The organism is Thermomonas sp. (assembly GCF_041919455.1).
Lineage (GTDB): Bacteria > Pseudomonadota > Gammaproteobacteria > Xanthomonadales > Xanthomonadaceae > Thermomonas.
Map to the genome: position 1 here is coordinate 1 of NZ_JAYRTQ010000008.1, position 12,215 is coordinate 12,215.

Annotated in this window: 10 protein-coding genes; 4 read left to right on the top strand and 6 right to left on the bottom strand. The window is 68.6% G+C overall.

What is annotated here, in order from left to right:
• Together ACE3T8_RS07130 and ACE3T8_RS07135 are read left to right on the top strand one after the other, a co-directional pair.
• The coding region (locus tag ACE3T8_RS07130) for a hypothetical protein (RefSeq protein WP_374608007.1) at positions 1 to 1,139 on the top strand (1,139 nt) is incomplete at its 5' end.
• Positions 1,140 to 1,189: 50 nt separating this feature from the next.
• Complete coding sequence (locus ACE3T8_RS07135; RefSeq protein ID WP_374608008.1) at positions 1,190 to 1,942, top strand: ChaN family lipoprotein; 753 nt, start codon at positions 1,190 to 1,192, stop codon at positions 1,940 to 1,942.
• Positions 1,943 to 1,978: 36 nt separating this feature from the next.
• Here the strand turns inward: ACE3T8_RS07135 and ACE3T8_RS07140 are convergent, their stop codons facing one another.
• The gene (locus tag ACE3T8_RS07140) at positions 1,979 to 3,970 is read right to left on the bottom strand and encodes a serine hydrolase domain-containing protein (RefSeq protein ID WP_374608010.1); all 1,992 of its coding nucleotides are present in this window, start codon (positions 3,968 to 3,970) and stop codon (positions 1,979 to 1,981) included.
• Between the two features lie 168 nt (positions 3,971 to 4,138).
• Between ACE3T8_RS07140 and ACE3T8_RS07145 the strand changes: the two genes are divergently transcribed.
• Positions 4,139 to 7,153, top strand: a complete 3,015-nt coding sequence (locus ACE3T8_RS07145; protein ID WP_374608012.1) for a diguanylate cyclase — start codon at positions 4,139 to 4,141, stop codon at positions 7,151 to 7,153.
• A gap of 39 nt (positions 7,154 to 7,192) precedes the next feature.
• On the opposite strand, the gene ACE3T8_RS07150 is transcribed toward ACE3T8_RS07145, so the two are convergent.
• Genes ACE3T8_RS07150 through ACE3T8_RS07170 form a run of 5 tightly spaced genes read right to left on the bottom strand, consistent with a single transcriptional unit; the run spans position 7,193 to position 10,690 of the window.
• Complete coding sequence (locus ACE3T8_RS07150) at positions 7,193 to 7,696, bottom strand: group 1 truncated hemoglobin (protein ID WP_374608013.1); 504 nt, start codon at positions 7,694 to 7,696, stop codon at positions 7,193 to 7,195.
• 14 nt (positions 7,697 to 7,710) lie between these two features.
• A complete protein-coding gene (locus ACE3T8_RS07155) occupies positions 7,711 to 8,673 on the bottom strand; it encodes a DUF3034 family protein (protein WP_374608014.1) in 963 nt (320 codons plus the stop codon).
• 40 nt (positions 8,674 to 8,713) lie between these two features.
• Positions 8,714 to 9,001 (bottom strand): hypothetical protein, encoded by a 288-nt coding sequence (locus ACE3T8_RS07160; protein WP_374608015.1) that lies wholly within the window; start codon positions 8,999 to 9,001, stop codon positions 8,714 to 8,716.
• 9 nt (positions 9,002 to 9,010) lie between these two features.
• Positions 9,011 to 9,790 carry a hypothetical protein gene (locus ACE3T8_RS07165; RefSeq protein ID WP_374608016.1) on the bottom strand — a complete coding sequence of 260 codons (780 nt, stop codon included), beginning with the start codon at positions 9,788 to 9,790 and terminating at the stop codon, positions 9,011 to 9,013.
• Positions 9,791 to 9,793: 3 nt separating this feature from the next.
• Positions 9,794 to 10,690 (bottom strand): hypothetical protein, encoded by an 897-nt coding sequence (locus ACE3T8_RS07170; protein WP_374608017.1) that lies wholly within the window; start codon positions 10,688 to 10,690, stop codon positions 9,794 to 9,796.
• Between the two features lie 314 nt (positions 10,691 to 11,004).
• Between ACE3T8_RS07170 and ACE3T8_RS07175 the strand changes: the two genes are divergently transcribed.
• On the top strand, positions 11,005 to 12,105 hold the full coding sequence (locus ACE3T8_RS07175; RefSeq protein ID WP_374608018.1) for a Glu/Leu/Phe/Val dehydrogenase dimerization domain-containing protein: 1,101 nt from the start codon (positions 11,005 to 11,007) through the stop codon (positions 12,103 to 12,105).
• The last annotated feature ends 110 nt before the right edge of the window (positions 12,106 to 12,215 follow it).

Here is a 12,215-nt window from a genome sequence, read left to right on the forward strand (position 1 = left end):
CCTACGCAGATCGATGGGTGCAGCACAGCCCACGAAGTGCATTCGCCCACGCGGCACGGGGGGCCAGCCTGCTGGCGAAAGCGAGCAGCACGCGCGGGGGCGCGTATGCGCGCGAGACCGAACCGGCAGACCTGGATACCGCCGCGGAACAAGCGCAGGCGGCCGCCGATGAATTGCGCCAGGCCTACGAGCTGGAGCCTCGCCTGTCCGCCGCATGCGCATTGCGCACGACAGCGTTGATGCTGTCAGGTGGAAGCGCTTCCGCGTTCGACCAGGGACGCGAATGTGCACGTGCGCATCCGGAATCGTATTTCGCGTCCTCGGCATGGAGCGGCGCCGCCGAGCCACGCTGGGGCGGCAGCCAGGCGGAGCTTGATGAGGTGTTGCGCTTCCTCGATGCCAGTAGCGCCAAGAATCCACTGCACGGCACCGTCGTGGGCAAGATCAAGGCGTACGACCTGCTCGTCGCATCGGACCTGACACGGGAAGACGTCAGGCAGCTTGAACAGTTCGCGTCTTACGGCCCCAGCTCCTACATGTTGAACGTCATTTCCGATGCATGGAACAAACTGGGGCAGCACGAGTTGTGGATGGCCTACCTGTCGTCTGCCGTCCGCTTCGATTTCGACCCGGGCGACCGCTACCGCTTCATGCGTGCGGACTTCAACATCGTGACCCGGCCCGATTGGGCTGTCATTGACTATCGGATCCTCAAAGATCGCTACAAGGGCAATCCGGCCCTCGAGGGCTATCTGTCGCAGGCCGAGCAGAATGTGCGCGATGGAACAGGACTCGCTTACGCAAAAAGCGGCGGCGTCAGGTACAAGGGCGACCACCAGTACAAGGCCATCCTCATGTCGGAATGCTTGAACTTCGGCATCAGCGACAGGAAGCTGGACACGGTGATGGAGACCTGCAGCGATCGTCTTGTCGCGGAATGGCCGGATGACCCCGGCGCCTGGTTCGTGCGGACCCGGATCCTGCAGCATCGAGGAATTCCAGGCTGGCAGGAAGCCGCGCAACGTTATCTTGCGATGGCCGACACGCGCGTTGCGGGAGAAGCCGACAGGATCGGGCTGGTCAAATCGTTGCTGGAGCGGTCGGGCGGCAACCAATCACCACGCCCGGGGACACCGTGATGTCGAAAACACTGCTTTTGGTCATTCTGGCAGGCGCAACCGCGGGCTGCATGCATGCCATCCCCGCCTCCGCCCCACGCGTGCTGTTGCTCGGCGAGGTCCACGACAGCGCCGCCGGGCACGCGAAACGCGCGGCATGGCTGGCCGACGACGTGGCCGCTGGCTGGCGCCCGGTCATCGCGATGGAGCAGTTCGATACCGACCAGCAGGCTGCGCTGGACGCTGCCATGCGTGACTGCGCGGATGCCGACTGCGTGGTCGCCAGGGTGGTGCCCGCGAGGACCGGCTGGACCTGGGAGTACTACAAGCCGCTGATCACATTGGCCCTGCAGTACGGGCTGCCGATCCGCGCCGCCAACCTGTCGCGCAGCGAGGCATCGAAGGTGATCAAGGGCGGGTTCGCCGCGGCGTTGTCGCCCGACCTGATCGCGCGCTATCAACTGGATGCCGTGCCCGCCTCGCTGCTGGCCGCACAGGAAACCGAAGTGCGCGACAGCCATTGCGGGGCGCTGCCGGAGGCGATGGTCCCCCCGATGGCGAACGCGCAGATCGCCCGTGACGTGGTGATGGCGCAAACGATGCGCACGCATGCGTCGACCGGCGTGGTGTTGATTGCCGGCAACGGGCACGTGCGCAAGGACATCGCGGTACCGTTCTGGCTGCGCCGCGACGGCCTGGCGCCGCATACGGTCGGGTTCCTGGAACCGGCATCGGACGCATCCGCCTTCGATGAGACGCGACGCATCCCGGTCACCGAGCGCCCGGATCCGTGCGAAGGCTTCAAGGCGCCGAACGCCGGCTGAGCCACCCCGCCGCCGAAGCGGCGAGGCGACCCAAAGTCACTTCACTTCGTCGAAGACGTATTCGTGCTGGCCATCGCGGGCGATGAGCCTGCGCACGCCATCCTTGTCGGCGCGAATGAGCGGGAAGCCCGCCGACTGCGGGTCGATCATGACGAATACCAGGGTGCCGTCGGGTTGCAGCTGGGTGACCACGTCGGACGAGAACGCGCCGACGTCGAAACGCGTGGTGCCGTCCTTGCGCGTGACCACGATGTCGCCCAGCGCGTCGTTGCGGTAGCGCGGGGCCAGGCCCGCGAGCGCGGCCGCATCGCCCGGGATCTGCAGCAGCTTGCGGAACGCATCGAACCCTGCGCGGTTCGCCTTGGCATTGGCGGCAGCGGTGGCCTGCGCCTGTGCTTCGCCATCGAACATCAGCTCCATCAGCCGGCGCTTCAGCGGCCCGCGCAGCATCACGCCTTCGTCGGCATTGGTCAGGATCACCGCGCCGACCTTCTGCTCCGGCCACCACATCATGTTGGAGTGGAAGCCGCCCATGTCGCCGCCGTGGTCGATCACCGTCGTGCCATCGCTCTTGTCGACCATCAGCGCCATCGCGTAATGGCGGTCCACGCCCAGCGAGATCTGCGGCTCACGGCGTTGCAGGAGCGCCGCCTCGCCGATGTAGCGCTCACCGTTCGGCAGCACGCCGCGATCGAGTTCCATCTGCACGTACTTGAGCAGGTCGTTGACCGTGCCCCACGCGGCGCCCGCCGGACGCGAGGCCACGATGGTGTCGTTCAGGCCCATGTCCATGATCACGACCTTGTGGTCCATGTCGTAGCCATGCGGCGTGGCGTAGTTGCCGGTCTGCGCCTTGGCGTAGTCGAAGGTGGTGTTGGCCATGCCGAGCGGATCGAACACCAGCGACTGCATGGCGTTGTCGTAGCTCGCACCCAGCTCGCCGCCCGGATACGCGACCTGTCCGCCGATGTAACCCGCAGCCGCGGCCATCGGGTTGGAATACTGGAACAGTTCGCCGAAGCCGCTGGTCGGTTGCATCGTGCCCAGGGTGGTCATCACGGTTTCGGGGGTCTGCTTCTCGCCCTCGAACAGCCATTCCATGTCCTGCCGTGGCAGGCCGGTGCAGGCGCAGATCAGGTGCTTCACCAGCACCTTGTCGGTGGTCGCGGCATCGCCCAGCTTGAAGGCGGGATAGACGTCCTCCGCGCGCGCATTCCAGTCCAGCTTGCCGGCATCCACCAGCTTGGCCAGCATCAGGGTGGTGAGCGCCTTGGTGTTGGAGGCAATCATGAAGCGGGTGTCGCCATCGACCGGTGCCGGCTTGCCCAGCTCGCGCACGCCGAAGCCCTTCGACATCACCACCTTGCCATCCTGGACGATGCCGACGGCCACGCCGGGCACGTCGTATTCCTTGCGCATCTGCTCGATGAAATCGCTGACCTGCTGCAGGCGGGCGGCGTCGAGCTTGTGCGCGGCGCGGCCGGCGAAGGTCTCCCGCGAGTACCCGGCCGGCTGGAAGCGCTGGGCGATCTTGCCGTACTGCGAGCCGCGCTTCTCGGCGATGGCCTGGTCCACGTCCGCCACCACCACCGTCCAGGCCTTGCCCTTGCGGAAGGCGCTGGCGTTGATCACCCGCTTGGCATTGGCCGGGATGTCGTAGTCGTAGAAGCGGCGCTGGTCCCAGCCATCGCGCGGCGCGGCATCAGTGGCCAGCAGGAACTTGGGCGACAGGCCGAGCACCTTCCACGCTTCGGCGACGGCGGCGTCCACGTCGGTCGCGACCACGTCCACGAAGGCGGAGCGCGAGCCATCCGCTTCCGGGGGCGTGACGATCACCGCATTGCCTTCCACCCGCGATGCCCAGCCTTGCGGCAGCAGGAAGGTGGCGCGGCCGCCGGGCGTGGTGATGGTGGTTTCGGCCGCGGCCGGCGCCGTCTGTGGCTCGGCAGCGAAGGCTGTCCCCGGCGGGATCAGGCAAGCAAGCGCGAGGGCGAGGGCGAGGACAGTGGGCTTGAACGGGATCGGCATTGGGGTCTCCATGCGGGCAATGCATTCGGGCGGGTTTGCCCATTCCTGCGTCCACGCGAACCACCGCCGGCAACGGCCAGCGTTCGACCGCTGCAAACCGCCGCCTGTCGTCCTGCACACCGTATGGCATGGAGTTTGCTTATGGATTCTTGGAGAATCCGGAGGCCCATGCGCCGCACCCTTGCCGCTGCGTTCCTGCTGACCTGCCTGGCGCCTGCGTCGGCAGGCGCGCCGGCGACGTCATCGGCGGCGAACGCAGACCTGCACGGGATGGGCTGGCTGCCATCCGATGTCTACGACACCGGCGAAGGCCTGCCCGACCCCACCGTCAATGCGATCGCCACGCTGCGCAGCGGCCACGCCTGGCTGGGGACGATGCGCGGGCTTGCCCGCCTGAACGGCGCGCGCGTGGTCGCCGAACCGGGTCCCGGCGGGGTGCTGGGCAAACCGATCCTGAGCCTGGCCAGCACCCGCGATGGCGACCTGCTGGCCTCGGTCGACGGAGCCGGCGTCTATCGCCGCCACGATGGCGAGTGGCGCTCGCTCGGTTCGCCCTTCGGCGCCAATCGCACCCAACGCCTGCGGGTGTTCGGCACGGCCGGCGACACCCGGGTGTTCGCCACCGGCAGCGGCATCGCCGAATGGACCGGCACGCGCTGGGAGCCGCGGATCCTGCCCGCCACCCTCGCCGGCCGCGAGGTCTTCGATGTCGCCCTGCAACCGACCAGCGACGGCATCGCCGAAACGCTGTGGGTCGCCAGCTTCGGCGGTGGCCTGCATCGCTGCGTCGGCAAGGCGGCGTGCGTGCGCGTGGCGATCGAGGGCAGCGGCCCGCGCACGGACGAGATCCGCACCCTGCAACTGCAACCGCGCACCGGCCAGTCGCCGGTGTTGTGGCTGGCCCTGCAGGGCGGCGGCGTGGCCCGCTTGGCCGATGGCGGCTGGACGCGCTGGCACGTCGGCAACAGCGCCCTGCCCAGCGATTTCGTCTCCGACCTGGTCCTGGTCGAGGTGCCGGGCGCGGGCCTGGATGTCTGGGCCGGCACCCGTAGCGGGCTGGCGATCCTGCGCGACGGCCGCGAGTGGGTCGGTGCCGATCCGCGCGTCCCGCAATTGCGCGAGCGCGTGCGCACGCTGGCATTGACGAAGAACAGCCAGGGCGTGCCGGTGATGTGGGCAGGCTCCGATACGGGTGCGGTGCGTACCCCGCTGGATGGCCCCTGGCGGTTGGTGAGCCGGATGGGCAGCAGCGGCAACGGGATCTGGGACGTCTGGGTGGAACCCGCTGCCGATGGTGGCGACCGGGTCTGGCTGGCCAGCGATGGCGAAGGATTGGGGCGTTACGAACACGGCCACTGGCGGCGCTACGGCCGCGCCGATGGCATGCCCAGCGACAGCGCGCGCAGCATCCGCCGCGTGCCCGACGGCAGCCGCGAGGGCAGCTTGTGGATCGGCACCTGGGGCGGGCATATCGCCCGCCTGCAGGGCGACCGCTTCGTCGAATTGCCCACGCCCTGGAAGAAACTGCCCGGCGATGCGGTCAGCCTGCTGCTGGCCGACGACGACGGGGTCTGGGTCGGCACCCGCGAACAGGGCATGGCGCACTGGGATGGCCAGCGCTGGGACTGGTTCCCGCCCGGTCGCGACATGCCCGGCTGGGTCTACGCCGCGGTGCGGGTAGGCGACACCCTGTGGTTCAGCAGCGCCGGCAAGGGCCTGGTGCGTCGCCGCGGCGGCCAGTGGCGCTTCTTCGGCAGGGACATCGGCCTGCCGGTCGACCGCTTCTACGACCTGCGCCTGATCCCCGATGCCGACGGCCGGCCGGTGTTGTGGATGGGCAGCAGTGGCCACGGCCTGGTCCGCGTGGACGTTGGCAATCCCGAGAGGCCGCGCATCGTCAGCGAACCCGCGCTACCCATCCTGCCGATCCCGAAAGCCTACGGCGCAGTGCGCGACGGTCGCGGCGACATCATGGTCTGCACGGACTACGGCGTGTTCAGTTGGCGACCGGCCGGCGAACGCTACATCGCCACCGCCTACCACCGCGAAGACGGCGTGCCGCACGACGAGTGCAACGGCAAGGCGCTGCAGGTCGATGCGCGCGGCCGGGTGTGGATCGGCACCGTCGGCGGCGCGGCGGTGTACACCCCGCCCGAGGCCACCCCGCGGCGGCCATCGCCACTGGAATTGACCGGCCTGCGCGTGGACGGCAAGCCGGCGCGCCCGGTGGATGGCGTGCTGGTCCTGCCGCGCGCCGACAGTGCGCTGGAATTGCATTACGACCTGCTCACCGGCGAGAAGGAGGCGGCCTCGCGCTATCGGGTCAGCCTGCTCGGCGGCGACGGTGCGGAAGGCACTTGGGAGCACCTGGAAAACCATGCCTTCGCGCGCCTGCCCGCAGGCCGCCAGCGGGTGCGGATCGAGGCACGGGATTTCGCGGGGGTACCGGCGGAGCCGCTGGAACTGGTGGTCGATGTCCCGCAGGTCTGGTGGCAGACGCCGCTGGCGCGCGCCCTGCAGGTGCTGGCCGCACTCGCCCTGTTCTGGTGCGTGCTGAAGCTGCGCGAGCGCCAGTTGCGCCTGCGCGAACTGCAACTGCGCGAGATGGTCCGCGACCGCACCAACCAGTTGGAGGCCAGCGACACCGAACTGCGCCGCGCCAACGACGAACTGCGCAGGTTGTCCTACACCGACCCGTTGACCGGGCTGGGCAACCGCCGGCGCCTGTTCGAGGCGCTGGAACAGCACTGCCGCCACGGCCACGAGCAGCAGCGCCCACTGGGCCTGCTGCTGATGGACCTGGATCATTTCAAGGCGATCAACGATCTGCATGGCCATATCGCCGGCGACCTCTGCCTGCAGTCGGTCGCCCGCGCGATGCTGGCCACCCTGCCCGGCGGCTCGATCGCCGCGCGCTACGGCGGCGAGGAATTCTGCGTGGTCCTGCCGGGGCTGGACCTGGCCGCGACGATGGCCGTGGCCGAGGACCTGCGCCTGGCCGTGCAGGCGATCCCGCCGCTGGACGGCCAGCCCGATGGCCCGGCGGTGACGGCGAGCGTCGGCGCGGTGTCCCGCGTGCCCAACGGCACGGCCTGCGCCGACCTGCTGCTCACCCTGGCCGATGGCGCGCTGTACCGGGCCAAGGCCAACGGGCGCAACCGGGTGGAGCCGGCCACGCCCTGATCCACCCGTCGCGGCGCGGCATTGGCGCGCCGCACCGAATCAATCGTTGACGATTTCGCGATGCATCGGTGCCAGCACGGCAAGCAGCTTGTTCTGCGCGCGGAACGGGATGCCGCGCTTGTCCATCGCCACCTGCAGCACTTCTACCAGGGCATTGAAGTGCGCGCGCTCGATCTTGAACGCCGCGTGCGCCTCCACCATGTCGCGCCCGCTGTAAGCACAGCCACCACCGAGCACCGCACAGAACTGCTCGGTCAACTGGCGGGTCACGCGCGGGCGGTCGACGTTGCGGAAATACGGTTCCAGACGCGGGTCGGCCAGCATCAGGGCCATGAACTCTTCGTTGAGCGCGGTCAGCCCGGCGATCCCGCCGAATTGTTCGAACACGCCTGCAAGCTCCGGATGCACGGGCGCAGGGTTGGGGGCGGTGCTCGCCGCGGCTTGCGGCGGTGTTCCAGCCGTCGACTGGGCGAAGGCGGGCGTGGCGAACTGGGCCGCGCCCAGCAGGCCGGCAAGCACGACGTGGATGGACCGGATGCGCATGAGGTTCTCCATGTTCAGAAGCCGACTTGCAGCGAGGCGTACCAGCCGCGCTGGTGGTCACGGATGACGATATTGCCGAGGTCCACGTAGGCCACGGTCAGCGAGACGTGCTTGTTCGGTGCCCATGCCACGAAGGCGTCCCACACGTTGTCTTCCCTGGCGATGCCGAGGTTGTCGGGCTTGCTGCGGAACTCCGCGCCCACTGCCACGTGGCGGTTGAGCAGGAATGCGGCGGAGCCTTCGAACTGCGGCTTGTAGCTGCTGTTGCGGTCGCCGCCGAAACCAAGGATGCCGAACTGGTTGGCCTTGGTGAAACGCACGGTGGTGTTGAGCAACAGGCTCTGGTCGAGGTAGAGCTTGGTCGCGCTGAGGTAGACATCGGTGCCGCTGTCGTCCTTCGCGCCGATCGCCGACAACAACGCACCGCGGTTGTTGCGCTTGTGCTGCAGGCCGATCGCCAGTTGTGGCATCCATCGGTCCTGTTCCAGCACCGCATCGCCCGCCAGTTTCACCTTCAAGCCGATGATGTCCTGGCGGATCACGTAGCCCTGCCCAAGGCCCAGCGCGGCGCCGACCGCGCGCGTGTCGAAGTCCTGCCGCGCCACGCTCAGTTCGACCCGGTCGCGGATGCCGAGCAGCGCCCCATAGCTGTCCAGCGCGTAGTCGCCTACGTCGACCCGGGTGTAGTACGCACTGCCGCCGATCTGGTCGCGCGTGCCATTGCCGCCGATCACGGCCCAGGGCGCCAGGCCGCCACCGGCGGCACCTTCGACTTGGGTCACGCCGCCGGTCAACAGCAGCTTGCCGCTGGACGCGGGCGGTGGATCCTGCAAGGAAGGTTCTTCGGCGGGAGCATCCAGCGCGGCGGCATCCTGTGCCGAGGCAATGCCGCTGCCAAGCAGCAGGAACGTGGCGCAGGCGAGCGGAACCGCGGTCCGGCGACGGTGCGGTCGCGCGGCTTGGCAGGCAGGGGTCATCGGGATCTCCAAATGAATGGGTTGGGTGACGAATTTCAGGTCAGTCATGGCGATCCGCCCGCTGGCCCTTGGCCATGAGCCGGTTGAACGCCGCGGCCACGCGGGTCACCTCCGCGCTGCCGGCTTCGTTCATGTGCAGGTTGCGATCCGCCGTGGTCGCGGCCCGCTCCAGCAGGCGTTCGAGCGCCTGCAACGGGCTTGCCACGCGGCGGCCGTACCAGACGATCGCCGCGAGCAATCCCGCCAGCGACAGCGCCGCAAGCAGCACGCTGGGAACATGCGCCGCCAGCGTGGCCGACAACGGCATGCGCCGTGCGATCTGCACCACGCGCACCTCCTAGTTGCCGAACAATGGCACAAACCGCGCCTGCGACGATCCCGCGGCCAGGCGCAGATGACCTGCCGATGAGGCATCGTGCGCAGCCCATTGCGCGATCGACTGCGACAAGGCTTCTGCATCCGTCGCCGGCAGGGTCGAGGCCAACACGACCGGAGCGGACGCGGACGACGCGACCAGCGCGACATCCGCCGCCGCGATCCCGGCAATCGTCTTCACGTAGTCCTGGTCGATCTCCTCGGCGACCAGCAGGTAGGCATCGCCGGCGTTGTAGCGGGCCAGCGGCAGCATCGCCACGTGCAGCAGGCGCTCGCCGTCGCGCCACAGGCCGGTGCCCACCGACTGGGTCTTGCGCGCCTCCAGGAAGACCGGATCGCGGGCGAAGTCGTGGCCTTCGGCGTAGGCGTCGGTCACCGCCAGCGCGCGGCCATCGGCGGCGACGACAGCGGCCAGGTCGAGGTCGAGTTGCGAGCGGCGCTCTTCCAGCAGGTCGACGATCGAGGAGTAATCCACCGCCTCGCCCGGCAGCAAGCTGCCCAGCGCCTGGGTCATGTAGGCCACCACGGCCTGGTTGCCGGCGATCAGCTCGCCACGGATGGTGAGGTTGCGGTTGGACTGGTCCTCCACCAACTGTTGGGTCATGGCCAGGGTCGACAGCGTGCGCGATGCCTCGCGCGCATCGTCGCGGGCGAATTGCAGGGCCAGTAGCGCGAGCAGCGCTGGCAGCACGACCGCCAGTGCCAGGAGGATGCGGATGCGGGTTCCGTGGAAGCCACCCATGACTCAATGCTCCTGCCGCGCGGGACGGGTCGCGGTCATGCGCCGCGTCACCGGCGCGGCAGTCGGCAGGGTCACCGCCACCGACTGCGCCTGCGCCCGTGGATGCCAGAACACGAGGGTGTCCGGCCCCGCCGGCAGGCCAGTCAGGCTGTAACGCCCGTTGCGATCCGGCCGCGTGTAATACGGCGTGGCCAGCACCACCACGTCGGCGCGCATGTTGTGGTGGACATTGCAGTTGACGATCACCAGGCCGGGCTTGTTGAACACGACCTGCTTGCTCTCGCCGGGCCCGTAGTGACCGAAGTCGAAGCTGCTGCCCGGCGTGCGCGAGAACACGTTGTGCAGGATCGTGTCGCGGTTCGGGAAGCGCACCGTGCTGCCCTGCGGCACCACCAGCAGCGATGGGGAAAAGCCCTTGCTGCGGGTGTCGATGGTGAACGTGCCGGGCTTGGGCTTCGGTGCGCCGGCCTTGGGCAGGAAATACACCAGGCCGTCGGCAAGCTCGCCCGCCTGGATCGCGCCGGCGGATCCCGCGACCAGCTCCAGGCGACCGGTGACGGTGCTGCCGCTGGCCACCGGCTTGGCGGGCTCGGCGGCAGGCGTGGGCTTGGTCTCAGGCTTAGGCTGTACCGGCTTTCGCGGCGGCACGGGTTTCGCGGCCACCGGTGCTGGCGCCTTCACGACCGGTGGCGGTGGTGGCGGCACCGGTTCGGGCATCGCCGGCTCGGATGCCGGCGCGGGCATCGAGACAGGTTCAGGCGCGTGCTCATGCGCCATCTCGACGGGTGCAGGCGCGACATCGCCCGCCATCGGCTGCGGTTGATCGGGCGCGGGCGCGGTTGCGCACGCGACCATGCCGCACAAGGCAAAAGCCCCGGCGACGGCTCGGAATCGACTCATGGTGTTCCCCCTGGACCGAACCGCAAGCGCCCCCCGCTTGCCCGGCATCCGACCCGATGCAGGTGGATACGGGCGCGCACGCGCCACGGATGCAGCCCGGCGGGATTTATTTTCGATGGGGAGCCGGCAAGCCACGCCACTGGCCCATACCCGCCCGTATTCAAGCCCCGGCAAGACCGATGGCTTAGAATGCGCGCCCTGCACCGCCGGCCTCGCCGCATCCGGTGCAGGCCATCACCTCCTATCCGTTCCCGTCCCTTCCAGACCGTCGGCGCCATCGCGACACGCGAGCGGCTCCGGCCGGAGTTCCCGCAATGATCTTCGAAACCCTCGACACCTACGGCCATGAGCAGGTCGTGTTCTGCCACAACAAGGACGCAGGCCTGAAGGCGATCATCGCCATCCACAACACCGTGCTGGGCCCGGCCCTGGGCGGCACCCGCATGTGGCCGTACAAGAGCGAGGCGGAAGCCCTCAACGACGTGCTGCGCCTGAGCCGCGGCATGACCTACAAGAACGCGGTCGCCGGCCTGAACATCGGCGGCGGCAAGGCGGTGATCATCGGCGACCCCGCCACCGACAAGTCCGAGGCGCTGTTCCGCGCGTTCGGCCAGTTCGTGGAATCGCTGGGCGGCCGCTACATCACCGCCGAGGACGTCGGCATCGACGTCAACGACATGGAGTACGTCTACCGCGAGACCGAGTACGTGACCGGCGTGCACCAGGTCCACGGCGGCTCCGGCGATCCCTCGCCGTTCACCGCCTACGGCACCCTGCAAGGCCTGATGGCCACGTTGAACAAGAAGTACGGCGACGAGGACGTCGGCAAGTATTCCTACGCCGTGCAGGGCCTGGGCCACGTCGGCATGGAGTACGTGAAGCTGCTGAAGGAACGCGGCGCCAAGATCTTCGTCACCGACATCAACGCGAAGCTGGTCGACAAGGCCGTCAACGAATACGGCGCCGAAGCGGTGGGCCTGGACGAGATCTACGACGTGCCGGCCGATGTGTATTCGCCGTGCGCACTGGGCGGCACCGTCAACGAGCAGACCCTGCCCCGGCTCAAGGCCAGGGTCATCTGCGGCGCGGCCAACAACCAGTTGGCCAACAACGCGATCGGCGACGAAGTCGCGCGTCGCGGCATCCTGTACGCGCCGGACTACGCGGTGAACGCGGGCGGCGTGATGAACGTGGCGCTGGAACTCGACGGCTACAACCGCGAGCGCGCCATGCGGATGATGCGCACGATCTACCACAACCTCACCCGCATCTACGAAATCAGCGATCGCGAAGGCGTGCCGACCTACCAGGCCGCCGACCGCCTGGCCGAGGAGCGCATCACCACCATCGGCAAGCTGAAGCTGCCGCTGGGCCGCTCGCAGCCGCGCTTCCAGGGGCGAATCCGCGGGCACTGACCAAGGCTGCGCCTTGGTCAGCCCAAGTTCGCTGCGCGAACTCGGGTCCCGCTATGTGCCTCCAGAACCCCCGCCGCTTCGCGGCGCCCCCCTTGACTCAAGGGGGGCTT

Excerpts from the sequence above, each read along its gene's own strand:
- ACE3T8_RS07135 (WP_374608008.1), top strand. The coding sequence starts at position 1,190 with ATGCATGCCATCCCCGCCTCCGCCCCACGCGTGCTGTTGCTCGGCGAG.
- ACE3T8_RS07140 (WP_374608010.1), bottom strand. The coding sequence starts at position 3,970 with ATGCCGATCCCGTTCAAGCCCACTGTCCTCGCCCTCGCCCTCGCGCTT.
- ACE3T8_RS07145 (WP_374608012.1), top strand. The coding sequence starts at position 4,139 with ATGCGCCGCACCCTTGCCGCTGCGTTCCTGCTGACCTGCCTGGCGCCT.
- ACE3T8_RS07150 (WP_374608013.1), bottom strand. The coding sequence starts at position 7,696 with ATGCGCATCCGGTCCATCCACGTCGTGCTTGCCGGCCTGCTGGGCGCG.
- ACE3T8_RS07155 (WP_374608014.1), bottom strand. The coding sequence starts at position 8,673 with ATGACCCCTGCCTGCCAAGCCGCGCGACCGCACCGTCGCCGGACCGCG.
- ACE3T8_RS07165 (WP_374608016.1), bottom strand. The coding sequence starts at position 9,790 with ATGGGTGGCTTCCACGGAACCCGCATCCGCATCCTCCTGGCACTGGCG.
- ACE3T8_RS07170 (WP_374608017.1), bottom strand. The coding sequence starts at position 10,690 with ATGAGTCGATTCCGAGCCGTCGCCGGGGCTTTTGCCTTGTGCGGCATG.
- ACE3T8_RS07175 (WP_374608018.1), top strand. The coding sequence starts at position 11,005 with ATGATCTTCGAAACCCTCGACACCTACGGCCATGAGCAGGTCGTGTTC.